This window comes from Pseudomonas sp. zfem002 (assembly GCF_032621685.1).
Lineage (GTDB): Bacteria > Pseudomonadota > Gammaproteobacteria > Pseudomonadales > Pseudomonadaceae > Aquipseudomonas > Aquipseudomonas japonica.
The window spans coordinates 170,579-197,377 of the sequence record NZ_JAVYJH010000012.1; the positions used below are offsets into that span (position 1 = coordinate 170,579).

24 protein-coding genes are annotated in these 26,799 nt (G+C 67.2%); 21 read left to right on the top strand and 3 right to left on the bottom strand.

The window, feature by feature from the left end:
- Window positions 1-201: 201 nt before the first annotated feature.
- A complete protein-coding gene (locus RTI28_RS15695; protein ID WP_316921291.1) occupies window positions 202-885 on the top strand; it encodes a helix-turn-helix domain-containing protein in 684 nt (227 codons plus the stop codon).
- On the opposite strand, the gene RTI28_RS15700 is transcribed toward RTI28_RS15695, so the two are convergent.
- The 3 genes from RTI28_RS15700 to gspG form a co-directional block, all read right to left on the bottom strand.
- Entirely contained in the window at window positions 862-1,761 is a 900-nt protein-coding gene (locus tag RTI28_RS15700) for a sterol desaturase family protein (protein WP_316921292.1), read from the bottom strand. The genes RTI28_RS15695 and RTI28_RS15700 overlap by 24 nt on opposite strands.
- A 113-nt stretch (window positions 1,762-1,874) precedes the next feature.
- The gene (locus RTI28_RS15705; protein ID WP_316921293.1) at window positions 1,875-3,062 is read right to left on the bottom strand and encodes a type II secretion system F family protein; all 1,188 of its coding nucleotides are present in this window, start codon (window positions 3,060-3,062) and stop codon (window positions 1,875-1,877) included.
- A 14-nt stretch (window positions 3,063-3,076) separates the two neighbouring features.
- Complete coding sequence (gene gspG, locus RTI28_RS15710) at window positions 3,077-3,511, bottom strand: type II secretion system major pseudopilin GspG (RefSeq protein WP_316921294.1); 435 nt, start codon at window positions 3,509-3,511, stop codon at window positions 3,077-3,079.
- A 194-nt stretch (window positions 3,512-3,705) separates the two neighbouring features.
- Here gspG and RTI28_RS15715 point away from each other — a divergent pair, with 194 nt between their 5' ends.
- The 20 genes from RTI28_RS15715 (at window position 3,706) to RTI28_RS15810 (ending at window position 26,361) form a co-directional block, all read left to right on the top strand.
- Complete coding sequence (locus RTI28_RS15715) at window positions 3,706-4,317, top strand: lytic transglycosylase domain-containing protein (RefSeq protein ID WP_316921295.1); 612 nt, start codon at window positions 3,706-3,708, stop codon at window positions 4,315-4,317.
- Between the two features lie 659 nt (window positions 4,318-4,976).
- A complete protein-coding gene (mnxG, locus tag RTI28_RS15720) occupies window positions 4,977-10,793 on the top strand; it encodes a manganese-oxidizing multicopper oxidase MnxG (RefSeq protein WP_316921296.1) in 5,817 nt (1,938 codons plus the stop codon).
- Window positions 10,794-10,824: 31 nt separating this feature from the next.
- The gene (locus RTI28_RS15725) at window positions 10,825-12,729 is read left to right on the top strand and encodes a YncE family protein (RefSeq protein WP_316921297.1); all 1,905 of its coding nucleotides are present in this window, start codon (window positions 10,825-10,827) and stop codon (window positions 12,727-12,729) included.
- Between the two features lie 13 nt (window positions 12,730-12,742).
- Entirely contained in the window at window positions 12,743-13,387 is a 645-nt protein-coding gene (locus RTI28_RS15730; protein ID WP_316921298.1) for an SCO family protein, read from the top strand.
- On the top strand, window positions 13,384-14,016 hold the full coding sequence (locus RTI28_RS15735) for an SCO family protein (RefSeq protein WP_316921299.1): 633 nt from the start codon (window positions 13,384-13,386) through the stop codon (window positions 14,014-14,016). Before RTI28_RS15730 ends, RTI28_RS15735 begins: the two co-directional genes overlap by 4 nt.
- Window positions 14,017-14,025: 9 nt before the next feature.
- Window positions 14,026-15,576, top strand: coding sequence for an ABC transporter substrate-binding protein (locus RTI28_RS15740; RefSeq protein WP_316921300.1), 1,551 nt, complete (start codon window positions 14,026-14,028; stop codon window positions 15,574-15,576).
- Window positions 15,577-15,589: 13 nt separating this feature from the next.
- Window positions 15,590-16,561 (top strand): peptidylprolyl isomerase, encoded by a 972-nt coding sequence (locus RTI28_RS15745; RefSeq protein ID WP_316921301.1) that lies wholly within the window; start codon window positions 15,590-15,592, stop codon window positions 16,559-16,561.
- A gap of 206 nt (window positions 16,562-16,767) precedes the next feature.
- Entirely contained in the window at window positions 16,768-17,298 is a 531-nt protein-coding gene (locus RTI28_RS15750; RefSeq protein WP_316921302.1) for a response regulator, read from the top strand.
- A gap of 84 nt (window positions 17,299-17,382) precedes the next feature.
- Window positions 17,383-19,089, top strand: a complete 1,707-nt coding sequence (locus RTI28_RS15755) for a GspE/PulE family protein (RefSeq protein WP_316921303.1) — start codon at window positions 17,383-17,385, stop codon at window positions 19,087-19,089.
- Window positions 19,070-19,873 (top strand): hypothetical protein, encoded by an 804-nt coding sequence (locus tag RTI28_RS15760; protein WP_316921304.1) that lies wholly within the window; start codon window positions 19,070-19,072, stop codon window positions 19,871-19,873. The genes RTI28_RS15755 and RTI28_RS15760 overlap by 20 nt, the downstream gene beginning before the upstream one ends.
- A 1-nt stretch (window position 19,874) precedes the next feature.
- On the top strand, window positions 19,875-20,420 hold the full coding sequence (locus RTI28_RS15765; protein ID WP_316921305.1) for a pilus assembly protein: 546 nt from the start codon (window positions 19,875-19,877) through the stop codon (window positions 20,418-20,420).
- Window positions 20,407-20,955 (top strand): GspMb/PilO family protein, encoded by a 549-nt coding sequence (locus RTI28_RS15770; protein ID WP_316921306.1) that lies wholly within the window; start codon window positions 20,407-20,409, stop codon window positions 20,953-20,955. Before RTI28_RS15765 ends, RTI28_RS15770 begins: the two co-directional genes overlap by 14 nt.
- Entirely contained in the window at window positions 20,955-21,473 is a 519-nt protein-coding gene (locus tag RTI28_RS15775; protein ID WP_316921307.1) for a hypothetical protein, read from the top strand. The genes RTI28_RS15770 and RTI28_RS15775 overlap by 1 nt, the downstream gene beginning before the upstream one ends.
- Complete coding sequence (locus tag RTI28_RS15780) at window positions 21,470-23,293, top strand: type II secretion system protein GspD (protein ID WP_316921308.1); 1,824 nt, start codon at window positions 21,470-21,472, stop codon at window positions 23,291-23,293. Before RTI28_RS15775 ends, RTI28_RS15780 begins: the two co-directional genes overlap by 4 nt.
- Before the next feature lie 2 nt (window positions 23,294-23,295).
- Entirely contained in the window at window positions 23,296-23,769 is a 474-nt protein-coding gene (locus RTI28_RS15785; RefSeq protein WP_316921309.1) for a type II secretion system protein, read from the top strand.
- Window positions 23,770-23,773: 4 nt separating this feature from the next.
- Complete coding sequence (locus RTI28_RS15790) at window positions 23,774-24,148, top strand: type II secretion system protein (RefSeq protein WP_316921310.1); 375 nt, start codon at window positions 23,774-23,776, stop codon at window positions 24,146-24,148.
- Entirely contained in the window at window positions 24,123-24,665 is a 543-nt protein-coding gene (locus RTI28_RS15795) for a type II secretion system protein (protein WP_316921311.1), read from the top strand. The genes RTI28_RS15790 and RTI28_RS15795 overlap by 26 nt, the downstream gene beginning before the upstream one ends.
- On the top strand, window positions 24,662-25,054 hold the full coding sequence (gene csgE, locus RTI28_RS15800; protein ID WP_316921312.1) for a curli production assembly/transport protein CsgE: 393 nt from the start codon (window positions 24,662-24,664) through the stop codon (window positions 25,052-25,054). The genes RTI28_RS15795 and csgE overlap by 4 nt, the downstream gene beginning before the upstream one ends.
- A complete protein-coding gene (locus RTI28_RS15805) occupies window positions 25,051-25,470 on the top strand; it encodes a curli assembly protein CsgF (RefSeq protein WP_316921313.1) in 420 nt (139 codons plus the stop codon). The genes csgE and RTI28_RS15805 overlap by 4 nt, the downstream gene beginning before the upstream one ends.
- Window positions 25,471-25,500: 30 nt before the next feature.
- Window positions 25,501-26,361: a CsgG/HfaB family protein gene (locus RTI28_RS15810; protein ID WP_316921314.1), complete on the top strand. Its 861-nt coding sequence runs from the start codon at window positions 25,501-25,503 to the stop codon at window positions 26,359-26,361.
- Window positions 26,362-26,799: the final 438 nt, after the last annotated feature.

The window sequence follows — 26,799 nt, forward strand, 5'->3', positions numbered from 1 at the left end:
CGAGCGGTAGGCTGTCTTGAGTGTCAGCGCCAGCCGGTTTGACTGTGCGTGACATTGGCGGCCTCATCGTGGGCAACGCCCGCTCCCACAGAGACCGCATGCACCGCTAACTCCGTGGGAGCGGGCGTTGCCCGCGATGAGGTCGTGCAAGCCTGGGAAAATGCTACTGTTGCCCACCCATGGCCCAGGCGGAGCCCGACCTTGCAACCCCTCCAACCCCACTGGCACGGCACCCTCTGGCTGGCCCCCGATCATTGCCTGATCGTCGGCCAGGCCGGACACACCGGCAGCCACGCCCACTATCCTCACCAGGTGCTGATTGCCCGATCCGGGGAGGTCGAAGCCCTTGTCGACGGCAAGGCCGAGCGCGGCCCGGTGCTGCTGATCGAGTCGGGCCGGGAACATGCCATCCTCACTGGCGAGCAGTCCCTGCTCAGCCTGTACGCCGAGCCGCTGGCCTTCGAACTGCCCCTGCTGCGCACGGTGTGCGAAGGCGTCGGCGCGGATGTCGAGGGCCTGGTCGGCGCCTTGTCGCGGCTGCCGCGCCGCACGCTGCAACCCCGGTTGGCCAAGGCCGTGCAGCGCATTCGCGAGCTCGATGCCGACGCCTTGCCTGCCGCCGAGCTCGCCAGTGCGGCCGCCTTGTCCCTCAGCCAGCTGGAGCGCCTGTTCAGTGGCGAACTGGGCGTCTCCGTGCGCCGCCTGGTGCTCTGGCAGCGCCTGCGCCTGGCCCTGCAACTGGCGCTGTCCGGCCACAGCCTGACCCGCGCCGCCGCCACGGCGGGGTTCGCCGATTCCGCCCATCTGTCGCGCACTATCCGCCGGCACTTCGGTATCCGCGGCGACCACACCTTGCGCCACCTAGAGCTGCGCGTGATCGGCTAGCGCATCGCGCAACCCGGGTGGCAGCGCTGCCGGCGGATGGCTGGCCTGGGGCCCGACGAAGGGCTGCAGCAACTGCTTGGTGTAGGCCACCGGGTAGTCGGGGCAATCGCCGATACCGAGGTCATCGTCGGCCAGCTCGTAGTCGGGCAGATGCAGAGCCGTGCCCAGCAAACGATCCCAGACGCTGAAGAACAGGGCGAAATTGACATCGCCATTGCGCCCGTACTTCAGGTGGTGCAGGCGATGCACCGGTGCCCAGGCGAAGACATGGCGCAGCGCACCGAGGCGCATATCGACGTTGCTGTGCTGCAGCAGCAACTGGATGGCGATGGCGAAGGCCAGCAGCGCCGTGGTCTCCTGTGGCAGCCCGCAGAGCAGCAGGGGCAGGGTGCCGCCGAGGGCTTCGAGCAGTTGGTGCAGCGGGTGCTTCATCAGGCCGTTGAAGCCGTACATCCGGGTGACGCTGTGGTGCACCGCGTGCAGGCGCCACAGCAGCGCCGAACGATGGCTGGCGTAGTGCACCAGGGTGATGCCGAGGTCAGCGATGGGGATGGCCAGCAGCAGCTGCCAGGCCAGCGGCCAGTGGCTCGGCCAGATGCCCAGGTTCGGCAGCAAAGGCGCGATCAAGGGAATGGCGGATACGCTGAGGATGTTCAGGGATTCGTTGACGCCGGCATGCAGGACGTCGCGGGTGGTGTCCTCTTGTGGCTGGTTCCAGAAGGGACGATAGGGCCACAGGCGTTCGCAGGTGGCGCTGACTGCGATCGCCGCCAGCAAAAGCGGCAACAGCCAGGCGAAGCGTGCGCCCAGGCTGGCCAGGATTGTCGCCGTGCCGATGAAGCTGAAGAAGAAGAGAGGACCGTACAGGCTGCGCATTTGGCTGCTCCATGAAAGTTGGAGCAGTGAGTGTCGGTTTTTCCTTGGCATACACGCTTGAACGAACGGCGCATGAGGTGGATGCCGCTGGCGTTGTAGGCGCTGGCTTGCCCTCAATGAATACTCGACGCCAGCTCGAAGATCGGGATGTACATCAGGATCACGATCACCCCGATCAGCAGCCCGATGAAGGTCATCAGCAGTGGCTCGAACAGGCGCACGAACCATTCGACCCAGCGGCTGATCTCTTCGTCGTAGAAGTCCGCGCTGCGTTCCATCATCTGCCCGAGGTTGCCGGACTGTTCGCCCGCCCTGAGCAGGCGCAGGGACACCGGTGTCACCAGCTGATTGCGCTCCAGCGCCGCCGACAGCGATTGGCCCTCGCGCACCCGTTCGCAGGCCTGGTCCAGACGCAGGCGGGAGGCGCTGCCAAGCAGACCGCGGACCATGCCCATGGCGCTGACCAGGGGGATTCCACCCTGCAGCAGAATGCCCAGGGAGCGATAGAACCGCGCCAGTTCGTACATCACCAGGCGCTGGTGGACCGCCGGCAGCTTTTCCAGCAGCCGCCCGGCTGCCCGGCGAAACGCCGGGCGGCGCTGGAGCACGGCGAGGCCGCCGAGGCCGGCCACGACCAGGGCGAACAGCTCGCCCTGGCGGGCATGCAGGAACATGCCGCCGTTCATCAACATCCGCGACAGCCACGGCAGGTCGTTGCCCAGCCCTTCGAACACCAGGCTGAAGCGAGGAACGACATAGCCCATCAGGAACAGCACCACACCACTGCCGACGACCAGCAACAGCACCGGGTAGATCGAGGCGCTGATGATCTTCTGCCGCACCTCGTCCATGCGTTGCCGATAGCTGACATAGCGCCCCAGCGCGTCGCCCACCGCGCCGGTCTTTTCGCTGGATTGCACCAGGGCGATGTAGAGCGGTGGAAACACCGGGGCAAGCTGGGCCAGGGCCTGGGAGAAGGACTTGCCTTCGTACAGCAGGCGCACCAGCCCGTCGAGGGTCTTGCGCGCCTGGGACGCCTGTTCTTTCTCCGCGAGGCTTTCCAGCGCGTCGATCAGTGGCAGGCCGGCGTTGAGCAAAGTGGTCAGTTCCTGGCTGAACAGGACCAGGTTGAAGGTTTCCCGCGGGCGCAGGCGCAACGCCCGCCAGTGCCGCTCGGCGCGCAGGCTGAGGACGCGCAGGCCCTGGTCTTCGACGATACGCCGGGCCTCGCCGTCGCCCTGGGCCTCGATGGTCAGCGAGACCACGCCGGCCTTGCCGACGGCCTTGAGATGGAAGCGCATGGGCCGGACTCCGCTCATTGCCAACTGGTGACTTCGGCGTTTTCGCCGTCGCCGCCGGGTTGACCGTCCTTGCCCATGGACAGCAGGTCGTACTCGCCGTGTTCGCCGGGTTGGCGGTACAGATAGTTGCGCCCCCACGGATCCTGGGGCAGCTGTTTCTGCAGGTAGGGACCCGTCCAGCGGTTTTCGTCCGCGGGCGCCGTCACCAGCGCCTGCAGGCCCTGTTCGGTCGAGGGGTAGTGGCCGACCTCCAGGCGATACAGGTCCAGTGCCTTGGCCAGCCCCTCGATCTGCGCCCTGGCCACCTTGGCTTCGGAGCGGCCCAGCTGGGCGAAATACTTCGGCGCGACCAGGCCGGCCAGCAGCCCGAGCACCACCAGCACCACCAGCAGTTCGAGCAGGGTGAACCCGCGCTGGGCGCGCGGGGTATGACAGGGATGCCGATTCATGAGGACCTCACACAGTCGATAGCGGAGTCGCCGGCAGGGCCCATGCAAGCACCGTGCTCAGGCCCCCGGGACTGCCGCCATGGCCCGTGGCAATGGGGCTTCGGCGCGGCGGCACGCTGCTTGCGTAGGGCAGGTTCACGACCGCCCAGTGGGGCATTACCCCCAATTTCCGGGGCCGGTCGGGGGAGGTGAAGATGAACCGCAAACTTGCCGCCGCACTGCTCGGCGGGCTGCTGCTGACGGGCGTTGGCCACGCCGATGTGTTCGTGTCGGTGGATGCCAATGGCAGCTATGTGCTGTCCAACGTCCACCGTCCCGGGCGTCACTACGAGCGGGTGATCCGCGACGCCGAGGTGGTGCGGGCCGGGCCCGCGGGACAGCCGCAGATGATCGCCGGCCAGCCCTATGCCGAGCTTGTGCGGGCGGCGGCCGAGGCCAATCGCCTGCCGGAAGCCTTGCTCCATGCGGTGATCCGCCAGGAGTCGAACTATGACTCCGCCGCCACCTCGGCCAAGGGCGCGGGCGGGCTGATGCAACTGATGCCCGACACTGCACTGGAAATGGGGGTGGCCAACGTCTACGACCCCCGGGCCAACATCCAGGGCGGCGCCCGCTACCTCAAGCGCCTGATGACCCTGTTCGACAACGACATCACCCTCGCCGTGGCGGCCTACAACGCCGGTCCCCAGGCCGTGCTCAGCCGTGGCGGGGTGGTGCCGCCGTTCGCCGAGACCCAGCGCTATGTGCCCAGTGTGCTGCGCCAGTACCGGCGCCTGCAGGGGCTGGCGGTGGATGCGCCGTTGTGAGGGGTGGGTGGGTTTTCCCCGACTTTGGGGGGATCGCATTTTGGCTTCATGGTGCATGTCTTGAGTCTTGCAGTGCCCTTGAGACCAAGCGCCGTCCGCGCGGCGCTTCGCTGTGCATGACGATGCTTTTCTAGCGCCCTTGAGATCGAGCGCCGCCCGCGCGGCGCATCGCGGGCTACGCCCGCTCCCACATTTGTTGCAACGCGCCATGGCCTGTTGGATTTGAGTTGTCAGCCTTTGTTTTTTCGACGATGCATCGCGGGGAGGCTGTTGGGCTCGACTCGGTATCGAGTCGAACCAACAAGGCGGTCAACCATGGCCTGACAGACATAGGTACGTTGCAACAAATGTGGGAGCGGGCGCAGCCCGCGATGCGCCGCGCGGGCGGCGCTCGATCTTGAGGGCGCTAGAAGGGTGTCGTCATGCACAGCGATGCACCGCCCGCGCCGCGCTCGATCTCAAGACCAAAGAAAGCCTCAAGACAGCCCCCCACAGCAACCACGAAAACTGGGGAAACGGGTGGGGATTCTCCCCCAATTTTTCCAGAACCTTACGCAACCAACTGAAACCAAACGAAATTACTCATGGCACACAGATTGCTCGACAGGCTTTAGCGCGACTTCATTCCCCCATGAGCTCCAGCAGCGAGGCCCGTGATCATGACCGGCATTCCCCACGCTCATCGGTTGTTCCCCCTGATGTTCCTGATCGCCCCCTTGCTCGGCATCGAGACGGCGCAGGCCGCCGCCCGTTGCGAGCGCAACCTGGTGGCGAACGTCGTGGCGCTGGACCAGCCGCTGATGTTCAACCGCCTCGGCGCGCAGAACGCCAACGGCATGCTGTTCGCCCTGCGACGCGATGTGGTCGATGAGCATGACCGCCCGCTCACCCAGGGTGGCGCAGCGGTGCCGGGCAAGGTCTCGCTGCGCCCCGACAAGCGCCCGCGGCCCCTGGTGCTGCGGGTCGCCGCCGGCGACTGCCTGACCATCAACCTGCAGAACCTGCTGGCCTACCAGGCCAACCCGGGCAGTCATGGGCATGACGACGAGGGCGAGGAGGACGAGGAGGGCTTCGGCGACGACGACTTCAAGGTCGATGAGCAGGTGACCGACCGCCATGTCGGCTTCCAGGTCAACGGCATGCAGGCGCTCAACAGCATCGACGACATCGCCAGCTACACCGGACGCAACGCCAATACCCTGATCGCCCCCGGGGCCAGCCGCAGCTACACCCTGTATGCCGAGCGCGAGGGCGCCTTCGCCGCCAGCAGCCGCGGCGCCACCTTCGGCGGCGAAGGCGATGCCGGCAACGTCGCCAACGGGCTGTTCGCCAGCGTGGTGGTCATGCCCAAGGGCGGGCGCAGCTACCGCAATACCGTGACCGAGGAAGAGATGCGCCTGGCGTCCGGTGGTCGCACCCCGACCGGCCAGCCGATCATCGACTACCAGGCCCGCTACCCGCAGCGCGAGCCGTGGGTGGGCGAGGGCAAGGCCGGCACGCCGATCATCAACATGGTCGATGGCAATGAAATCATCTCCAGCGAAAGCGATGCCATCGTGATGGGCAGCAACGCCGACGGCAGCTTCCCGGCCTCGACCTACCCGCTGGAGTCCACCGGCAAGCGCAACCCGGCGCTGCCCAACCGGCTCGAACCGTTCCGCGACTTCGCCTCGCAGTTCCAGGACGAGACCGCCGCCACCCAGGCTTTCCCCGGCTACTGGGCGGACCCGGTGATGAGCCATGTGCTGGAGCCGACCCGCGACTCGTTCATGATCAACTACGGCTCGGGCGGCATGGGTGCCGAGGTGATCGCCAACCGTCTTGGCGTGGGCCCGATGCACGACTGCCTGTCCTGCGCCTACGAGGAATTCTTCCTCAGCTCCCACACCGTCGGCGATGTGGCGATGCTGGTGGACGTACCGGCCAACGCCGGGCTGGAGAACATCCGCCCTGGCGAGGTACCCCGTGCCGACCAGATCGGGGTCAAGGCGAGCATGGCGCTGTACCCCTCGGAGCCGTCGAACGTCAACCACAGCTACATCGGCGACTTCGTCAAGTTCCGCAATACCCACAACGGCCATGAACAGCACATCTTCCACCTGCATGGTCACCAGTGGCTGTTCAACCCCAACGATGACAACTCCGACTATGTCGACGCCCAGGGCATAGGCCCGGGGGCCGGCTACACCTACGAGATCGCCAACGGTGGCTCGGGCAACCGCAACCGGGTGGCCGGTGACGCGATCTATCACTGCCATTTCTACCCGCACTTCGCCCAGGGTATGTGGTCCATGTGGCGGGTGCACGACGTGTTCGAGGAAGGCACCCGCCTGGAGGTTTCCCAGCAGGGCAACGATGGCTACCACCGCGAGCCGTTCGCCTTGCGCAGCGGCAAGCCGGCCGCGGGGGCGCGGGCCTTGCCCGATGGGGAAATCATCGCCGGCACGCCGATACCCGCCGTCGTGCCCCTGCCGGGCAAGGCCATGCCGCCGATGCCGGGCAAGGTGGCGGTGGTGCCCAAGGTGCGGGAAACCCTGCTCGCCGAAGACCACGATGATGACGACGAGCCGGACGACCACGACGACGGGCATGACGGCGGCGCCCGGGCGATCGGCTCGCTGGCCCTGGTGGACCGCAGCGAGGCCAACCGCAACGCCGATGGCAGCCTGAAGAACCCGGGTTATCCGTTCTGGATCGGCGGCATGGAAACCTCGGTCGGCCAACGTCCGCCAACGCCTCCGCTGGACATGCTCGACGCCAGCACGGCGCAGGCCCTGAAAGCCAGCGGCAAGGCCCTCTGGGCCAACCTCGATCCGGCGCAGTCCGGCGGTTGGGACGGCGGCCTGGGCCGGCATTCGCTGGACGGTTTCTCCGCCGGCGGCGAGGCGCACACCGTTACCACGTCCCTGGACTTCTCCAAGGAAGTGACCCGGGCCAAACCGCTGTACCTGCCGGAGGAGGGCACCGACGTCGAACAGGCCGCCATGGCCTTCCACGCGAAAAAGGATCACCCAAGCTTTGCCCTGCTGCCCGGCAGCCAGATCGTAGCGCGCAACTTCCGCACCAATGGCGCCTTGCCGATCGCCGGTGCGCCGTACTACGAACCGTGCATGGACGACCGGCAGAAACGCCTGACCAGCAGCGCCGGCAGCGGCGAGTTCAACAGCGGCGAACGCCTCGACGGGCTGTCCTTCGTCGGCTCGTCCACCTTCACCGCCGACCGTCCGCGCCTGTACAAGGCGGCGAACATCCAGTTCGACGCGGTCTACAACAAGGTCGGCTATCACTTCCCGCAGGCGCGCATCCTGGCCTTGTGGGAGGACGCCTGGCCGGTGATCACCAAGCAGCGTCCGCCGGAGCCGCTGGTGATGCGGATGAACACCTTCGACTGCGTGCAGTACCAGCAGACCAACCTGGTGCCGGCCACCTACGAGATGGATGACTACCAGGTGCGCACGCCGACCGATGTGATCGGCCAGCATATCCACCTGCCGAAGTGGGACCTGACCGCCGCCGATGGCTCGGCCAACGGCTGGAACTACGAAGACGGCGTGCTTTCGCCGGGTGCGGTGCAGGAGCGCATCCATGCCATCCGCGCCTTCAACCAGTGCGCCGAGGCAGACCCGCGGGATGACACGCCAGCCTGTCCGAAAGCCCGCAACCACCCGTACTTCGGCCAGTTCGGCCGGGCCGACTGGGTCGGTGCGCGGACGGCCATGCAGCGCTGGTTCGTCGATCCGGTGGTGAACGTCAAGGGCATCGACCGCGGCCTGGGCACCATCTTCACCCACGACCACCTCGGCCCATCGACCCACCAGCAGATCGGCCTGTACGCCACGGTGCTGGCCGAGCCGGCCGGTTCCACCTGGTTCCACGCCGAAACCGGCGAGCCGCTGTACAGCGGCGCTCGCCAGGACGGCGGGCCGACCTCGTGGCAGGCCGTGGTGGCCACCGGCGACCTGGATGGCGACGGCAAGAACGACAGCTTCCGCGAGTTCTTCCTCGAATACAGCGACTTCCAGCACGCCTATGAAGCCGGCGTGTATGTCGGCGCCGGGCCCGACGGCAGGCCCAACCCGCAATCCTTCCCGGCCACCGCGGACAGCTTCCGCTACGCCATCAACCCGCCGGTGCGCAACAACGCCAGCAACCTGCTCGAAGGTGTCGTCGAAGTGCAGGGCGGCCAGGTGCCGGGCTGTCCGAGCCGGCCGTGCCCGCAGGCCATCTCGGTGGATGACCCGGGCATGTTCGTCATCAATTACCGCAACGAGCCGCTGGCCCTGCGCGTGTTCGACCCGAACCGGGTCGGCCCCGACGGCAAGCGCGGCATGCAGGCGGACGGCCTCGGCGGCGACCTCGCCTATGCCCTGCAGAGCCGCACCGACCGGGCCATCCCGGCGATGAACCTGGCACCGAACCTGGTCACCTCCGCAGTCGGCCCCACCGGCGGCACCACCCTGTTCCCGCCGCATATCAACCGGGGCGGCGCCGAGCCGGGCGATCCCTTCACCCCCATGCTGCGCACCTACACCGGCGACAACGTGCGGCTGCGGGTGCATGCCGGCGGCCATGAGGAGGAGCACAACGTGACCTTGCACGGGGTCAAGTGGCTGCAGAGCGGCTCGGGCTTCGGCAACAGCTCCAACTCCGGCTGGCGCGCTTCGCAGATGATCGGGATTTCCGAGCAGATGGGCTTCATCGCGCCGCTGTCGATGCTGTCCAGTTCGGCGGCGACCACCGGCGACTACCTGTACTCGATGGACGCTTCGCTGGAAGGCTACTGGAGCGGCATCTGGGGCGTCATGCGCAACTACACGGCGCAACGCGCCGACCTGTTCGCCTTGCCGAACAATCCCAAGCCGGCCGGCATGCGCAATACCGTGGCCTTCGACGGCACCTGCCCGCGGATCAGCGCCAACCCCAACGGCATTGGCACCCGGCCGACGGTACAGCGCAACTACGAGGTGGTCGCGGCCCTGGCCAACGACATCCTGGCCAACCCCCTGGGGCTGACCCTCGGTGACCCGGCGGGCCTCGGCCAGCATGTGGGCGGGCCGCTGAACCCGGCGGGCGGGACCCTGGTGTTCAACTCGCGGCCGGTGAGCATCCCGCAGGTCACGGTGACCGATCCGGAGGACGGCGTGACCATGACCCTGGGCGGGCAGAGCGGCCCGCTGCATGACCCGACCGCGATCCTCTACGTGCGCAAGGCGGATCTCGACCCGGTCAGCGGCAAGCTCAAGCCTGGCGTGCCGGTGGAGCCCCTGGTGCTGCGCGCCGCTGCCGGCGACTGCATCAACGTCACGCTGGAAAACCGCCTGCCCAGCGTCATGCCCGACCTGACCCAGACCGCGGTGATGCAAGGGGTGGTCAAGCGCGATCGCAACGCCAGCGACGGCTCGACCACCTTCAGCAACAACCTGATCCGGCCGTCCAGCCATGTTGGCCTGCACGCGCAGCTGCTGGCGTACGACATCACCAAGTCCGACGGGGTGAACGTCGGTGCCAACCCGCTGCAGACCGTCCCGCCACGGCTCGGCAACAGCGGCGCCTGGCCGAGCCGTACCTACCAGTTCTACGCCGGGCACCTGGAGCGCGAGGGCAAGCCGGTCACCCAGCTTGGCCGCAGCGTGGACAACATCAATGCCACGGCAGTGGAGTTCGGCGGGCTCAACCTCACCCCGGCGGACGTGATCAAGCAGCCGCAGAAAGGCCTGGGCGGCGCCATGAGCATCCTGCCGCTCGGCGCGACCTGGGTCGATGACACCCGCAAGGTCAACGCCACGGTCAGCGCACCGGGGCAGACCAGCTACCGCGACTTCGCCATGGTCTGGCAGAAAGCCCTGAACCTGCGCTGGGCCAACGGTCGTCCGGTGGAAGGCATCGCGGCCGAAGGGCTGGGGGTGCCGACCGATCCGCAGGACAACTCCAGCATGGCCATCAACTACCGGAGCGAGCCGCTGTGGTATCGCTTCGGCCTGGCCCCGGATGCGCCGTTCGGTCATGCCGATGGTGCGGGCTACGGCGACGTGCCCAACGCCCATATGGCCTACAGCAATGCCCTGGTGGGGGGCGATCCGCAAACGCCAGTGCTGTATGTCAAGCCGGGGCAACCGTTCCGCACCCACATCCTGATGCCCACGGGCGGCAGTCGCGGCACCACCTTCCAGCTGGACGGGCATGTCTGGTCGGCCAACCCGTTCCTGCCGGAGAAGAGCGACACCGGCGGTTACCCGATGAGTACCCCGGGCGTGGGCTCGGTGCGCTTCGGCCTGAACCCGATGTCGATGTACATCGGTGCCCACGAAAGCGTGCTCCCGGCCGCGCACTTCAGCTTCATGCACCCGAGTGCGGGGGGCATCAACGCGATACCGGGCGACTACCTGTTCCGCGACTACGCGGCCTACGGCAACACCGCCGGCCTGTGGGGCCTGCTGCGGGTGACCAACGACGTGGAACCGGCGCCGACGCCTTGAGCGCCGGTGCAATCCGAGGGGGAGAAAGGACATGGACAAGGGCACACGCGGGTGGTGGATCGGGGCGCTGTTGCTGGCCCTGGGCAACGCGGGCTGGGCGAGCGGGGACGAGGCTACGCTGGTGCGCGACGGGGTTGCCGTGGCGCTGCGGATCACGCCCCTGGCCGAGGACGGGGTGATGCGCGAAGGTGAATTCGCCGATGTCGGTTTCCGCATCAGCGACAGTGCCTCCGGCCAGCCCCTGGCGGGCCTGGCCCCAGGGGCCTGGCTCGACCCGCAGGCCGTCGCCGCGGACCTCGCCCAGGGGCGCGAGCACAGCTGCAAGTCGCGGGTCGGGACCTTCCTCAAGTCGAATATCGGTGCCCGGCCGCTGCTCGACCTGAACAGCTACTTCCTGCTGGTCATGAACCGCGATGCCAGCGTGTCGGTGGTCGATCCGCAAGTGTCGGTCGGCGGGATCACCAGCACCCGGGCGCGGATCGAGCTGAAACAGGCGCCGATGGACTGGGTGACGCCGAAGGACAACAAGCGGGTGTTCGTCTCCATGCCCACGGCCGGCGAAGTGGCGGTCATCGACAGCGAGCGCTTCAAGGTCATCGACAGCATCGCCGCCGGCGAAGAGCCTGTGCGGGTCGCCCTGCAACCCGACGAGCGCCTGCTGTGGGTCGGCAACAATGCCCGCACGCCCGGCCGCTCCGGGGTCACGGTGATCGATGCGCAGAGCCTCAAGCCGCTGAAGCACCTGGCCACCGGTGCCGGCCATCACGAGATCGCGTTCAGCCAGGACAGCCGCCACGCCTTCGTCAGCAACCGCGACGACGGCACGGTGAGCATCATCGACATCGCCAGCCTGACCCTGAGCAAGCAGCTCAAGACCGGCTCGCATCCGCTGTCGCTGGCCTGGTCGCCGCTGTCCCAGGCGGTCTATGTCGCCGATGGCCGGGACGGCACGGTGACGGTGATCGACGCCGCCAGCCTTGCGCTGCGCCGCGTGGTCCAGCTCAAACAGGGGCTTGGCCCGATGGGCTTCAGCGCCGACGGACGCTTTGGCGTGGTGCTCAACACCCTGGAGAACCAGGCCTCGATCATCGACGCCGGCAACGACGCGCTGATCCATGAGCTGGCGGTGTCCAGCGAGCCGTACCAGGTGGTGTTCAGCCAGGCCTACGCCTATATCCGCGGGCTGTCGTCGGCCAGGGTGACGATGATCAACCTCGCCTCGCTGGGTGCCGGGCGCACCCCGATCAGCCAGGGCTTCGACGCTGGCCCCCAGGCGCCGCGCCTGGCCGGTGACCTGCCGCTGGCCTCGAGCCTGGCGGTGACGCGGGACGACAACGCGGTGTTCGTGGTCAACCCGGTGGACAACACCACCTATTTCTACGCCGAGGGCATGAACGCGCCGATGTCCGGCTACCCCAATCGCGGCCAGGTGGCGCGGGCCGCGCTGGTGATCGACCGCAGCCTGCGCGAGGTGGCGCCGGGGCTGTACAGCGCGCGGGTCAAGCTGCCGCCCGCCGGCCGCTTCGATGTCGCGTTCCTGCTCAACCAGCCGAACATCGTCCATTGCTTCAGCACCCTGGTCGAGCCCGCCGGCGACAGCGCCCGGCTGCCCGGGGTCCCCAGGGTCGAGTTCATGCTCGACAGCGCCAGTACGCCCCTCGGCAGCCCGTACCGGGTGCGCTTTCGCATCGTCCAGGGCACGCAGTCGGTGCGCCGGGGCGGGCTCGGCGACGTACAGGTGCGCTACTTCCGCGCGCCCTCGTCGCGCGCCCGGAGCGTGGCCGCGCGGGAGGTGGAAGAGGGCATCTACGAAGTACCGCTGACCCTGGACCAGCCCGGTGCCTGGTACCTGCATGTACGCGCCGCCTCCCTTGGCGCGGACTTTGGCGACAAGACTTTCGCCAGTGTCCGGGTCGTTCCCGGCGTGGCCCACTGAAGAGGAAACCGACATGAACCGATTCTTGCTGACGCTCGGCCTGCTGTTCGCCGCGATCACCCAGGTCCAGGCGCACTCGGCGGGCGAACACGCCGGCCACGGCGTGACGGCCGCCCCGTCCAGCGCCCAGGCGACCCAGGTGAGGTTCGCCGACGTCGCGCTGCTCGACCAGGACGGCCATGCGGTACAGCTGGAAAACGACCTGGTCAAGGACCGGATCGTGGTCATGAGTTTCATCTACACCAGCTGCACCACGGTTTGCCCGGTGGTGTCGTCGATCCTGGGAAAGGTCCAGAAGCAACTGGGCGAGCGGGTTGGCGGCGAGGTGCAACTGGTCTCGATCAGCATCGATCCGCAGCGCGACGATACCCGGCGCCTCGCCGACTACGCCCGGGCGTTCCAGAACGGTCCCGGCTGGAGCTGGCTGACCGGGTCGCCGAGCGCGGTGACAGAAACCCTCAAGGGCCTGGGCAGCTTCAGCGGCGACGTCAGGAACCACGCGCCGCTGATCCTGGTGGGCGATGGCAACAGTCGCAACTGGACCCGCTACTACGGCTTCACCGACCCCGAGGTGTTGATCCGCGAAGTGCAGCGGCTGAGCGCGCAGCGTCATGCACAAGCCAGGCACCACGCGGTCGCCCTGGAGCAGCAACCATGAAGATCAGCGACTGGATCGTGCTGTGGGTGTGTTTCTGCGTCTTCACCGCCGTGGTGTTCGCCCATGAACAGCACGCCCCCGAGGCGACGGCGCAGCCCGAGAAGACCCTGGTCGCGGAACCGGCCCGCGGTACCCACGATGCCAGGACCTGGTTCACCGATACCCCGCTGCAGGACCAGAACGGCGAGACCCTGCGGTTCTACAGCGATGCCCTGGAAAACCGCGTGGTGCTGCTCAACGTGATCTTCACCAGCTGCACCGATGCTTGCCCCCTGATCACCCGCAAGCTCAAGGAGGTGCGCGAGATGCTGGGTGAGCAGGCCGGGGACATTACCTTCATTTCCCTTACCAGTGATCCGCTGCGCGACACGCCGGCGGTGCTCAAGGCCTTTACCCTGAAGCAAGGGGTCGATGACCCCCACTGGCTTTTCCTCACCGGCGACAAGGCGAAGATCGACCTGGTGCTGCGCCGCATCGGGCAGATCGTGCCGTCGCCCGAGCAGCACTCCACCCAGTTGATCGTCGGCGATGTCGCGAACAAACGCTGGAGCAAGATCCGTCCGGATGCGCCGCCCGCGGCCATCGCCCAGCGCCTGCAACTGCTGACCATGCCCGTGGTCGGCCGGTGAGCACGGGCCATGAAGACCTTCCTCGTCCTCGCCCTGTGCTGGCTCTGCGCCCTGGCCAGCGGTGCCTGGGCACTGGCGCTGGACCCCAGCGAGAGCGCCGGCAAGCGCCTGTACCGTGAAGGCCTGGCGGCGAGCGGCGAGCCGGTCATGGCGCGGGTCGGCGCGGCGGGAACCCTGCTGCCGGCCAGCCACCTGCCATGCGCCGGTTGCCATGGCGCCGACGGCCGTGGCCGGCCGGAAGGCGGGGTACGCCCGGTGGACCTTGGCTGGGCGCGGCTGAGCAGCGTGCATGGCCAGCAGCAGGTCAATGGCCGCAGCTACCCGGCCTATGCCGAAGGCACTCTGGTCCGGGCGATCCAGGAAGGTCTCGATCCGGCGGGCAACCGGCTCGACCCGAGCATGCCGCGCTTCGTGCTGTCGCTGCACGACCAGCGCAACCTGATCGCCTACCTCAAGCGCCTGGCCGAGGATCGCGACCCTGGCGTGGAGGCCGACACCCTGCACCTGGGTACCCTGCTGCCCGATGCAGGGCCGCTGGCCGAGGAGGGCGCCACCGTGGCGGCGCTGCTCCAGGGCTGTATCGCGCGGATCAACCAGGCGGGCGGTATCCATGGTCGTCGCTTGCGCCTGACCATCGTCGATCCCGGCCCGGACCGGCACAGTGCCGGACAGGCCCTCGACCGGCTGCTCGACGAGGACCAGGTGTTCGCCCTGATCGCGCCACTGGCACCGGCGCTCGGGCCGCAGCTGGCCGCGCGCCTGGAGCAGGCCGGGGTGCCCTTGATCGGCGCCCTGTCGTTGCTCGGCGGCGCGCGGTCGAGCCGGCAGATCTTCGAGCCCTTGCCGGGGCTGCGCGAGCAACTGGTCGCCCTGGCCGACTACGCCGCACAACCCCTGGACGCACGGCAGGGACCGACCCTGATCGCCTATCCGGACGAGGCCGACCTGCAACAGGCGGCGCAGGACCTTGGCCAGTACCTGCGCAGCCATGGCTGGCAGGATGTGCGCCTGCAGGCCGGGGAGCTTGAGCAGGCGGCGCCGCTGCCGCGGTTGCGCTCGGTCTTCTACCTGGGTAATGGCAGCGGTTTCAGCGCTTTCGCCAGCCGCTTGCAGGCGGCCGGGCAGGCACCTTACCTGTTCGCTGTCGCCAACCAGGTGGCCGGCGACCTGCTGCAGGTGCCCGAGGGCTTCTCCCGGCGGGTGTTCCTCGCCTATCCCTTCGTACCCGGCGACTGGACCCCGGCCGGACGCCAGGCACTGGCCCAGGTCCGTGAAGCGGCGGGCCTCGGCGGGCAGCACGCGGTGCTGCAGGTGGCGGCCTTCAGCTCGATGCTGCTGCTGGGCGAGGGCATGAAGCAGGCCGGCCGCGACATCAGCCGTGAACGGCTGGTCGCTGCCCTGGAGGGCCTGCATGATTTCGCCACCGGCCTGACGCCGCCGATCAGCTTCGGCCCCGGTCGCCGCCTGGGCCTGAACGGCGCCCATGTGGTGACCCTGGAACTGCCCGAGCAGCGCTTCTACCTGGTGGCGCCCTATAAACCCGTTGCCCTGATGCCGTGACCGGAGTGCGCCGATGAAACTCAACGATTGCCTGATCCTGCTGCTCCTGTGGACGCCCTGGGCACTGAGCGGCAACGAGCCCGTGGTCGCGCGGGTCAATGGCGAGGAGATCTCGGCGTTGCGCCTGGAACGCTATTTCGCCGAGTACCTGGAGGACCAGGGGCGGGCGCTGGGCAGCATCCGCAGTCCCAAGGCGTACCAGCAGTTGCGGCGACAGGCGCTGGACGCCCTGATCGACCGGGAACTGCTCTGGCAGGAGGCGTTGCGGCGCGATGTGCAGATCAGCGACGAGGTGGTCGCGGCCCAGATCGAGCAGACGCGCCAGGCCATGGGCGGCGCCGAGGTGTTTGCCCGCCGGCTGGCCGACGCGGGTTTCGACGAGGCCGGTTACCGCGACTATACCCGCCGCGAACTGGCGGCCCGCCAGGTGTTCGACGCGCTGGCCACGGTCGCCGCGCCGGATGAAGGGCAGGTGCAGGCCTTCTATGCTCAACACCGCGCCGAGATGAGTCGGCCGGAGCAGGTCCAGGCCCGGCATATCCTCATCAAGGTAGCCCGCGATGCCGATGCCGCCGCGGTCGAGGCGGCGCGGCTACGCTTGGAAGACGCCAGGCGGGAAATCGCCGCGGGCGAGGACTTCGCCAGTGTCGCCGGACGCCGCTCCGAGGATGCCTCCGCCAGCGCGGGGGGCGACCTGGGTTACTTTCCCCGCGGACGCATGTTCCCGGAGTTCGAGGCCGCGGCCTTTGCCATGGCGCCCGGTGACATCAGCCAGGCAGTGCGGACGGATGTGGGATGGCACCTGATTCTTTTGCAGAACCACTTGGAGGCAGCCGATGTCTCAGAACAACAGGGATTGGAAATGGTTCGCACTTACCTCGTCCGCGAGCAGCGGGTGCAGGCCCGGCAGCACGCCTTGGCGCAGTTGCGCTCGAGCAATCGGATCGAACGGATCGACGATGACCGAAGCCGTTTTCCCCACTAGTGGGGGAAACGCGCGAGGACCTGTCCGCAGACACCCCCGGGTTTGGGGGGGAACCTTTCGAGTGTGAAAAAATACTTATGGATATCAATCATATGCAGCGCCAGCTGGAGCGTTGTGGTGCCTGGCATGAAGTGTGCTCAAGCCTTGAGCAAGGCACACACTCCACCAGGCCCGGCTCTCGGATCTGCGGTTACAAGGAGTCAGCCTTGTTGAACAAAGTACTGGTTGTGGAAGACGAACAGCTGCTTGCACAGAACCTCCAGGATTACCTGCAGGCGCAAGGGCTGGAAGTCCTGATAGCGCACGAAGGCGCCGAGGCCATTGGCGTTGCCGAAGGTTTCGCGCCCGATGTGATGGTGTTCGATTACCGCTTGCCCGATATGGAAGGTTTTGACGTTCTCGATGCCGTCCGCCAGGACAGGAAATGCCACTTCGTGCTGATTACCGGGCACCCCACCACGGAAGTCTGTGATCGGGCCCGGGCGCTGGGAGTCAGTCATATCCTGTTCAAGCCGTTCCCCCTGGCGGAACTGGCCCGAGCGATCTTCGACCTGCTGGGGGTGGAGCGCGAACCCGGAACAGCCGTGACCCGCGCCGAAGGCTTCGTCGAACGCCGCCAGAACAAGACTGAGAGCTTCCCGCTGCAGATGTACGACGGCAGCTGGGTGCTGGCGGACCGCCGACGAAACTCGACCTCCGTGGCCCCAGACGACGAACACTTGCTCACCGGGGAGTAGTGACGCGACAAGAGGTTCCGGCCTGGTCCGAAACAGCTCGCCGCGTCGACAGGGCGCAAAGCCCCCGGCGTTGGAGAGCAAGCCATGGACCGTCTGTCCCTTGCCTTGGAAACGGTGCAGCCAGCCCCTGTACCGTCATGTTTCAGCAGTGATCAACTGGCCCAGGCCCGCGCCCGTGCCACCAGCTCCGGCGAACGCCTGCTCGACGCCCTCGGGGCGCTCAGCGAGCTGGCACCGATGCCGTTCATCCAGTGCCTCGGCGCCACGCTGCACTACCCGGTGCTGGACACCGACGCCCTGTTCAGCGCCACCCCGATCTTCGACCGGGTCACCCTGGCGCAATGCCTCAAGCGCGAATTCATCCTGCTGCGTCACGGCGACAGCGTCATCGGCGTGTTCGCCGATCCCTTCGACAACGCCCGCCTGGCCTGGATTGACGATTGCCTGCACGGGGCGGCGCTGTACCTGGTGCATGCCGACGACCTCAAGGCCTACCTGGCCCGCCACGAAGAAAGCTTTCATGCGGTGGAATCGCTCAACGCCCAGGCCGATACCCAGGCCGAAGGCGACACCCTGCAGAGCCTGTCCCTGACCAGCATCAGCGAAGACGCCAGCGTGGTGGTCAAGCTGGTCAACTCGACCCTGTACGACGCGCTGAAGATGCACGCCAGCGATATCCACCTGGGTACCACCGGCAGCGGCCTGGTGATCAAGTACCGGATCGACGGGGTGCTGAACAACATCAGCAAGATCCAGGGCAGCGAATTCGCCGAGCAGGTGATTTCCCGGGTCAAGGTCATGGCCGAGCTGGATATCGGCGAAAAGCGCGTACCCCAGGACGGCCGCTTCAAGATCGGCATCAGCGGCCGGCAGATCGACTTCCGCGTTTCGATCATGCCGAGCATCTTCGGCGAGGACGCGGTCCTGCGGGTGCTGGACAAACAGGACCTGGCCGACAAGGTCTGCGGCGTGCAACTGCAGGCCCTGGGCTTCGCCGAGGCGACCCTTGGCCAACTGCGCCGGCTGGCCGCCGAGCCCTATGGCATGGTGCTGGTCACCGGGCCTACCGGCAGCGGCAAGACCACCACCCTCTACGCGATGATCACCGAGATCAACCACGGCGTGGACAAGATCATCACCATCGAGGACCCGGTGGAGTACCAGTTGCCGGGTGTCCTGCAGATTCCGGTCAACGAGAAGAAGGGCCTGACCTTCGCCCGCGGCCTGCGGTCGATCCTGCGGCACGACCCGGACAAGATCATGGTTGGCGAGATCCGCGACCCCGACACCGCGCAGATCGCCGTGCAGTCGGCCCTGACCGGGCACTTGGTGTTCACCACCATCCACGCCAACAACGTGTTCGACGTGATCGGCCGCTTCACCCAGATGGAGATCGACCCCTACAGCCTGGTCTCGGCGCTCAACGCGGTGCTGGCCCAGCGCCTGGTGCGCCTGGTCTGCACCAGCTGCGCCGTGCCTTGCCAGCCCGGCGCCGAGGAGCTGCAGCGCTCCGGGCTCGATCCACTGCAGGTCGGCCACTACCGCTTCGTTCATGGCAAGGGCTGCGGCCATTGCCGCGGCAGCGGCTATCGCGGCAGAACCGCGATCGCCGAGCTGCTGCACCTGGATGACGAGCTGCGGCAGATGATCGTCGAGCGCCAGCCGGTGGCGAAAATCAAGGCACTGGCCTGTAGTCGCGGCTTGCGCCTGCTGCGCGAATCGGCCCTGGAACTGGTGCAGGAAGGGCGTACCACGCTCGAGGAGATCAACCGTGTCACTTTTATCGCGTGATCGCTACATCGCCGTGCTCGGTGCCAACGCTGTCGGCCTGGGCCAGTGCCAGGCCGGTGCACGGCGCTGGCTGGGCAGTGTCGGTTTCATCGACGAAGGCTTCCACGCCTGGACCGTGGCCCTGGAAACCCTCGACCTGCTGCTGGCCGAACACACGCACGCCGGGGCCCGCCTGGACGTGGTCATCTCCGCGCACTTCAGCCGCTTCTGCCTGGTGCCGTGGAGCGAGCAGATCAATCGCCCGGATGAACTGCAAGGTTTCGCCAGGCTGTGCTTCGAGGACCTGTACGGCGCGCCGGAGCAGGCCTGGGACCTGGTGCTGTCGGCCGAGGCGGCCGGCCACGCGCGTATCGCCAGCGCATTGCCGCAGGCCCTGCTGGAGCGCCTGCGTGGCCTGGCCCGCAGCCGCGGCCTGCGCCTGCGTTCGGTGCAGCCGTACCTGATGGCGGCGTTCAATCGCTTCGACCGGCACCTGGACGGCGGCGACTTTCTCTTCGTCGTCGCCGAGCCGCTGCGCAGCGTGCTCCTGCTGGCCCGGGAAGGGCGCTGGGCGGCGGTGCGCTCGCTGGGGGGCAACGACAGCGATGCGGCCCTGGCGGCGTTGATCGGTCGTGAAAGCCAGTTGCAGGCGTGCGCCAGCGACCGCCCGTTGTCGCTCTACCTGCATGCGCCCGGGCGTACCGAGTCGCCACCCCAGGTGCCGGGGGTGAACGTGTGCGAGCTGGATGGCGCCGCCGAGGGCGTGCGCGACAGCCTGTACGTCATGTGCCGGGCGGTGGCCTGAGATGCGCCCGCTCATGCTCGACTTCCAGCAGGGGCGCCGCCCGGGGCCTCTGGGCTGGGGCCTGCTGATCGCCGGCGGGCTGCTGGCCCTGGCCTGCCTGGCCGGGCAGGGGTACCTCGACAGCCTGACCGGTCAGCAGCAGGGCGATCTGCACAGCACCCGCCGCGCGCTCACCGGCGACAGCGACGCCAGGCTCGACGCGAGCCCGGCGCAAACCCGCGAACAGGCACAGAACCTCGCCGAGATGCGCAAGGTGTCGCAGCAGCTGCGCCGGCCCTGGGAGCGTCTGTTCGCCACCCTGGAGAGCCTGCCGCGCAGCGATATCGCCTTGCTCAGCCTGACCCCGGACGCACGCAAGGGCCAGTTGCGCCTGACCGCCGAGGCCCGCGATCTCGAGGCCATGCTCGACTTTCACCGGCGCCTGGAGGCCAGCGACGAGCTGTCCGACGTGTCGCTGCTGAACCACGAGATCGTGGTCGGCGTGGCGGAGCATCCGGTGCTGTTCAACCTGTCGGCCACCTGGGAGATCGGCGATGCGAATCCCTAGATTGATCGTCCACGAATACCTGCAAGGCCTCGGTGTTCCCGGTCTGCTCGGCGCCGCGTTGCTGCTGGCGGCGCTGATCCACGCCCTGGCGGGCCTGGTGCCGGACTGGCAGGCCCTGCAGCAGTTGCGGCAGGAAACCCGCGAGGCCAGTGAATACCTGGCCAGGGTCGAAGACGGCAGCCTGGCGGCGCCCGCCGTCCCGCAACGCCAGCTCGACGACTTCCACCGCAAGCTGCCGTCCCAGCCCCTGGCGACGGTGGCCATCGACCGCATCTACGCCCTGGCCGCCCAGGAGCACATCACCCTGGCGCGGGGCGAGTACGCCCTGGGCATCGACCCGAAAACCCACCTGGCGCGCTACCAGATCCTCCTGCCGGTGCGCGGCAGTTACCCGCAACTGCGGCGCTTCCTGCATGCCTTGCTGGGCCAGTTGCCGGCGGTGGTGGTGGAGGACGTGGAGTTCCAGCGCAAGAAAATCGCCGACACCGACCTGACCGGGCGGATCCGTATGACCCTTTATCTGTCGAGGTCGTGATGAACGGCAAACGTGCGGCGGGCTGGTTGACCTTCCTCGGTGTGGCGGCCGTGCTGGCCTGGGCGCCTGGCTACTTCCTCGACGAGCCGCAAGCCGACGAGGCGGGCGTGGCCCTGGCCACCCCGGCGAAACCCGCGCCGCGCAGCGTGCTGCCGGCAGCCCCGGCCAGGGGCGACAGCGCGCCGATCCGCGACCTCAGCCCGGTCGGCGATCTGTTCGCCAGCCACAGCTGGAAGGCCGCGCCGACCCTGGCCACGGTCACCGAGCAGCCGCTCAGCCCCGCCCCGGTGGTGCCGGCGCCGAGCGTACCGCCCATGCCGTTCCAGTTTGTCGGCAGGCTCGATGACCGACGTGACCTGCAGGTGTTTCTGCAGGATGGCGAAAAAATATACGTCGTGCGCAAGGGCGACGTGATCGACGAAACCTGGCGGGTCGAGGGCATTTCCGAGCTGGAACTGAGCTTCGTCTACCTGCCGCTGCACGTGTCCCGGACACTGTCCGTGGGGAGCTCGCAATGAACCGAATCCATCTGATGATGAGCCTTGGCCTGTACGCCGCGCTCGCCGCCTGCAGCTCCGCCCGGGTCGCCAACGAAGAGGCCAGCGACCTGATCGAGTCGGGCCAGTACGAGGCCGGCCTGGCGCGGATCGAGGAAGGCCTGCGCGAGAACCCGCGCGACACCGAGCTGCACCTGGCGCTGAACAGCGGGCGGGCGCGGGCGATCACCGCCTTGCTCGGCGAGGGCGACCGCGAACGCGCGCAGCGCAACGTGGCCGCGGCCCGCATGGCCTACGGCCGGGTCCTGATCATCGAACCGAACAACCGCCGCGCCCAGGATGCCCTGCGCCAGTTCGACTACCTGCGCAGCCAGGACGAGCAGCTCGAACGGGCCCGTGGCGACCTGCGCCGGGGCGATATCCTCGGCGCCGAGCGCCAGGTCCGGCAGATCCTCGAACTGGACCCGAAGAACGAGGATGCCCTGGAACTGCAAAGCAATATCCGCCTGGTGCAGAGCCGCAACGTCGTGCAGTACCCGCAACTGCGCACGCGCCTCGAACGGCCGGTGACCCTGGAGTTCCGCGATGCCAACCTGAAGACCATCTTCGAGGTGCTGTCCCAGGTCGCCGGCCTCAACTTCATCTTCGACAAGGACCTGCGGCCGGACATGAAAGCCACCATCTTCGTGCGCGACGTGCGCATCGAGGACGCCGTGGCCCTGCTGCTGCAACAGAATCAGCTGCACCAGAAAGTGGTCAACGAGAACACCCTGCTGATCTACCCGGACTCGCCACAGAAGCTCAAGGATTACCAGGAGTTGGTGATGCGCACCTTCTACCTGACCAGCATCGACGCCAACACCGCGCTGAACATGATCAAGACCATGCTCAAGACCCGTGACGTGTTCGTCGACGAGCGCCTCAACACCCTGACCATGCGTGACAGCGAGGACGCGATCCGCATGGCCGAGAAGCTGCTGCAGTCCCAGGACCAGTCCAACCCGGAGGTGGTCCTGGAAGTGGAAGTGATGGAAGTGGCCCGGCAACGCATTCTCGACCTCGGCCTGCAATGGCCGAACACCTTCGGGGTGCTGAACAGCGAGGGCGGGGCGGTGACCGTGCTCGATCAGCTGAAAGGCATCAATTCCAGCCGGATCAGCATCTCGCCATCGCCCCAGGCCAAGATCAACGCCCAGGACAACGACATCAACACCCTGGCCAGCCCGGTGATCCGCGTCAGCAACCGCGAGCAGGCGCGCATCCACATCGGCCAGCGGGTGCCGATCATCAGCGCCACCTCGGTGCCCTCGACCCAGGGCCCGGTGATCACCGAAAGCGTCACCTACCTCGATGTCGGCCTGAAGCTCGAAGTGCAGCCGGTGGTGCACCTGAACAACGAGGTGGCGATCAAGATCGCCCTGGAAGTCAGCAACGCCACGCCGCTGGAACCGACCCGCCAGGGCACCATCCCGGTCCAGGTCGATACCCGCAATGCCCAGACCACCCTGCGCCTGCACGACGGCGAAACGCAGATCCTCGCCGGCCTGGTGCGCAACGACCACGGCGCCACCGGCAACAAGATTCCCGGGTTGGGCGACATCCCGGGGCTGGGGCGCCTGTTCGGCAGCAACAAGGACACCTTCGGCAAGTCCGAACTGGTGCTCTCGATCACCCCGCGCATCGTGCGCAACCTGCCGTACCAGAGCCCTTCGGACATGGAATTCCCCACCGGCACGGAAACCAGCCTGCACATCCAGGCGCCGGACCGTCGGCTGAACGAGGCGAGCGTCGGCGAAACCCCGGTGGCGGCCAGCACCGCTGTCGTCGTCGAGAAACCCTGATCATGAACGCCTCGCAACGTGGTTTCAGCCTGATCGAAGTGGTCGTCACCCTGGCCCTGGTCGGTCTGCTGGCCGGCCTCGCGGCGCCGCTGACCGAAACCGTGGTGCGCCGCGGCAAGGAGCAGGAACTGCGCACCGCGCTCTACCAGATCCGCGATGCCATCGATGCCTACAAGCGCGCCTTCGATGCCGGCTACATCGAGAAGTCGCTGAACAGCAGCGGCTACCCGCCGAACCTCCAGGTGCTGGTCGAGGGCGTGCGCGATGTGCGCAGTGCCAAGGGCGCCAGGTTCTATTTCCTGCGCCGTCTGCCTCATGACCCGCTGACCGCGGCCAAGGCCGACGATGGCGGTGGCTGGGGGCTGCGCGCCTACGACAGCCCGGCCCACAGTCCGCGCGAGGGGGCGGACGTGTTCGACGTCTACTCCAGGGCCCGGGGCAAGGGTCTCAACGGCATCGCCTACCGGGAGTGGTGAGCTTATGCACCGGGAAAAAGGCTTCACCCTGCTGGAACTGATGGTGGTCATGGCGATCATCGCCACCCTGATGACCATCGCCATGCCGCGCTACTTCAACAGCCTCGATGCCTCCAGGGAGACCACCCTGCGCCAGAGCCTGTCGGCCATGCGCGAGGCGCTGGACCACTACTACGGCGATACCGGGCATTACCCCGAGTCCCTCGAACAGCTGGTGGAACAGCGTTACCTGCGCAACCCGCCGATCGACCCGATCACCGAGCGCAAGGATTCCTGGGTGCTGGTCGCGCCCCCCGAGGGCGTCGCCGGTGGCGTGGCCGATATCAAGAGCGGGGCTAGCGGGAGGGCGCGCGATGGCAGCCTGTATGCCGAGTGGTAGCGCCGCGCGGGAAGGGGGCTTCACCTACCTGGGCGTGCTGTTGCTGGTCATGCTCATGGGGGTTGCCCTGGGCTCTGCCGGCGAAGTCTGGTCGATCGTTGCGCAGCGCGAGCGGGAACGCCAGTTGCTCTGGGTCGGTACCCAGTACGCCCAGGCGCTGCGCAGCTACTACCGGGCCTCGCCGGGCCTGGCGCAGTACCCGAAAGCCCTCGAGGACCTGCTGCAGGACGACCGTTTCCCGTCGGCCAGACACCATATCCGCCAGCTCTACCCGGACCCGCTCGGCGCTGGCGAGTGGACCCTGCAGCGCGGTTTCGACGGGCGCATCACCGGCATTGCCAGTGCCTCCACCGAGACCCCGCTGAAGCAGGCGGACTTTCCCGTGCAGTGGTCCGACTTCAACGGCCTGGGCCGCTACAGCGACTGGCAGTTCGTCGCCGAAAAGGCCTTTCTCGAAGGCGCGTCCGCACGTGGCAAAGGGCCGCAGGCCGCCAGCGGACCAGGGCCGCGGCCATGAACCGGCGCGCCCTGGTGAGCCTGGCCCTGGCCGTCCTGCTGCCCTTCGCCGTGGCCAGGGCGGACGAGGAAATGCTCGGTTTCATCGTCGACGACACCATTTCCCATATCGGCCACGACTTCTATTACGCCTTCAGCGAGCGGCTGCGCGCCACCAGCCCGATGGATTTCAACCTGGTGGTACGCGAGCGCCCATCGGCACGCTGGGGCAGCCTGGTCACCGTCGAATACCAACAACGCCTGGTGTACCGGCGTTTCCTCGCCCCGAACACGGTGGAACTCAAGGACGAGGCCTATCAGGCCGCCGATTGGGTTCGCGGGCAGATCGTCCAGCGCAAGCTGGAAAACCTGTTGCAAGACACCACGGACCTCGAGAGGGACGAACTATGAAAACCACCACACCTGCCCAGCGCGCCTGCCTGCTGCTGGCCGGCCTGGGCAGTTGCGCCCTGGTCCAGGCCACCGAGCTGGTCTACACCCCGGTGAACCCGGCGTTCGGCGGCAACCCGCTGAATGGCACCTGGCTGCTGAACAATGCCCAGGCGCAGAACGACCACGACGATCCCGACCTCAAGTCACGCAGCACACCGGCCGGCACCAGTGCGCTGGAACGCTTCACCGCGCAATTGCAGTCGCGGTTTCTCGGGCAGTTGCTGGACAACATCTCCAACGGCGGCACGGGGACCCTGTCTACCGACGCCTTTATCGTCGATGTCACCGACGACTCCGGGGCACTGACGATTGTCGTGACCGACCGGGCGAGCGGTGAGATATCGGAAATCCAGGTCAATGGCCTCGCTCCCTGAGGGAGCGTTGGGCGATGGGGAGTAACGGTCATGAAAAAAGTACTGATGCTGGGGCTGTTGGTCGCCGCGCTGCAGGGTTGCAGCCTGCGCGACACCATGCCGGCCGAGCAGGACACGGAGATACCGACCCTGACACCGCGGGCCTCGACCTATTACGACTTGCTCAAGATGCCCCGGCCCAAGGGCCGGCTGATGGCCGTGGTCTATGGCTTTCGTGACCAGACCGGGCAGTACAAGCCGACCCCGGCCAGTTCCTTCTCCACCAGCGTGACCCAGGGGGCGGCCAGCATGTTGATGGATGCCCTGCAGACCAGCGGCTGGTTCGTGGTGCTGGAACGCGAGGGGCTGCAGAACCTGCTGACCGAACGCAAGATCATTCGCGCCTCGCAGAAGAAGGCCAACACCCCGGTCAATATCCAGGGCGAGCTGCCACCGCTGCAGGCGGCCAACCTGCTGCTCGAAGGCGGCATCGTCGCCTACGACACCAATGTGCGCAGCGGCGGCGAGGGCGCGCGCTACCTGGGGATCGACCTTTCCCGCGAGTATCGGGTCGATCAGGTGTCGGTCAACCTGCGCGCGGTGGATGTCCGCAGTGGCCAGGTCCTGGCGAACGTCATGACCAGCAAGACCATCTACTCGGTGGGACGTAGTGCCGGGGTGTTCAAGTTCATCGAATTCAAGAAGCTGCTCGAGGCCGAGGTCGGCTACACCACCAACGAGCCGGCGCAGCTGTGTGTGTTGTCGGCCATCGAAGCGGCGGTCGGGCACCTGCTGGCCCAGGGGATTGAACGCAGGTTGTGGCAGGTGGCGGGAGATGGCTCCGCGCCGGCGCAGAATGAAACGCTGGAGCGGTATCTGTCGCAGAGCATGATCGTGCCGGAGGGGGAGTGAGGGTGGGGTGGTATCTACACAAATTTGAGGGTCCGAAGGGAAGCCGCATCAAGGCTGCCAAGTGCTTGCCATGACAGGTGCAGTGTCCTTGAGATCGAGCGCCGTCCGCACGGCGCTTCGCAGTGCATGGCGATGCTTTTCCAGCGCTCTCCAGATCGAGCGCCGCCCGCGCGGCGCATCGCGGGCTACGCCCGCTCCCACATTTGTTGCAACATACCTATGTCTGTCAGGCCATGGTTGACCGCCTTGTTGGTTCGACGCGATACCGAGTCGAGCCCAACAGCCTCCCCGCGATGCATCGTCGAAAAAACAAAGGCTGACAACTCAAATCCAACAGGCCATGGCGCGTTGCAACAAATGTGGGAGCGGGCGTAGCCCGCGATGCGCCGCGCGGGCGGCGCTCGATCTTGAGGGCGCCACAAGAGCATCGCCATGCAC

Excerpts from the sequence above, each read along its gene's own strand:
- RTI28_RS15735 (WP_316921299.1), top strand. The coding sequence starts at position 13,384 with ATGAAGATCAGCGACTGGATCGTGCTGTGGGTGTGTTTCTGCGTCTTC.
- RTI28_RS15715 (WP_316921295.1), top strand. The coding sequence starts at position 3,706 with ATGAACCGCAAACTTGCCGCCGCACTGCTCGGCGGGCTGCTGCTGACG.
- RTI28_RS15730 (WP_316921298.1), top strand. The coding sequence starts at position 12,743 with ATGAACCGATTCTTGCTGACGCTCGGCCTGCTGTTCGCCGCGATCACC.
- RTI28_RS15775 (WP_316921307.1), top strand. The coding sequence starts at position 20,955 with ATGAACGGCAAACGTGCGGCGGGCTGGTTGACCTTCCTCGGTGTGGCG.
- gspG (WP_316921294.1), bottom strand. The coding sequence starts at position 3,511 with ATGAATCGGCATCCCTGTCATACCCCGCGCGCCCAGCGCGGGTTCACC.
- RTI28_RS15810 (WP_316921314.1), top strand. The coding sequence starts at position 25,501 with ATGAAAAAAGTACTGATGCTGGGGCTGTTGGTCGCCGCGCTGCAGGGT.
- RTI28_RS15740 (WP_316921300.1), top strand. The coding sequence starts at position 14,026 with ATGAAGACCTTCCTCGTCCTCGCCCTGTGCTGGCTCTGCGCCCTGGCC.
- RTI28_RS15755 (WP_316921303.1), top strand. The coding sequence starts at position 17,383 with ATGGACCGTCTGTCCCTTGCCTTGGAAACGGTGCAGCCAGCCCCTGTA.
- RTI28_RS15780 (WP_316921308.1), top strand. The coding sequence starts at position 21,470 with ATGAACCGAATCCATCTGATGATGAGCCTTGGCCTGTACGCCGCGCTC.
- RTI28_RS15785 (WP_316921309.1), top strand. The coding sequence starts at position 23,296 with ATGAACGCCTCGCAACGTGGTTTCAGCCTGATCGAAGTGGTCGTCACC.
- RTI28_RS15700 (WP_316921292.1), bottom strand. The coding sequence starts at position 1,761 with ATGCGCAGCCTGTACGGTCCTCTCTTCTTCTTCAGCTTCATCGGCACG.
- csgE (WP_316921312.1), top strand. The coding sequence starts at position 24,662 with ATGAACCGGCGCGCCCTGGTGAGCCTGGCCCTGGCCGTCCTGCTGCCC.
- RTI28_RS15765 (WP_316921305.1), top strand. The coding sequence starts at position 19,875 with ATGCGCCCGCTCATGCTCGACTTCCAGCAGGGGCGCCGCCCGGGGCCT.
- RTI28_RS15790 (WP_316921310.1), top strand. The coding sequence starts at position 23,774 with ATGCACCGGGAAAAAGGCTTCACCCTGCTGGAACTGATGGTGGTCATG.
- RTI28_RS15795 (WP_316921311.1), top strand. The coding sequence starts at position 24,123 with ATGGCAGCCTGTATGCCGAGTGGTAGCGCCGCGCGGGAAGGGGGCTTC.
- RTI28_RS15770 (WP_316921306.1), top strand. The coding sequence starts at position 20,407 with ATGCGAATCCCTAGATTGATCGTCCACGAATACCTGCAAGGCCTCGGT.
- RTI28_RS15705 (WP_316921293.1), bottom strand. The coding sequence starts at position 3,062 with ATGCGCTTCCATCTCAAGGCCGTCGGCAAGGCCGGCGTGGTCTCGCTG.
- mnxG (WP_316921296.1), top strand. The coding sequence starts at position 4,977 with ATGACCGGCATTCCCCACGCTCATCGGTTGTTCCCCCTGATGTTCCTG.
- RTI28_RS15745 (WP_316921301.1), top strand. The coding sequence starts at position 15,590 with ATGAAACTCAACGATTGCCTGATCCTGCTGCTCCTGTGGACGCCCTGG.
- RTI28_RS15725 (WP_316921297.1), top strand. The coding sequence starts at position 10,825 with ATGGACAAGGGCACACGCGGGTGGTGGATCGGGGCGCTGTTGCTGGCC.
- RTI28_RS15805 (WP_316921313.1), top strand. The coding sequence starts at position 25,051 with ATGAAAACCACCACACCTGCCCAGCGCGCCTGCCTGCTGCTGGCCGGC.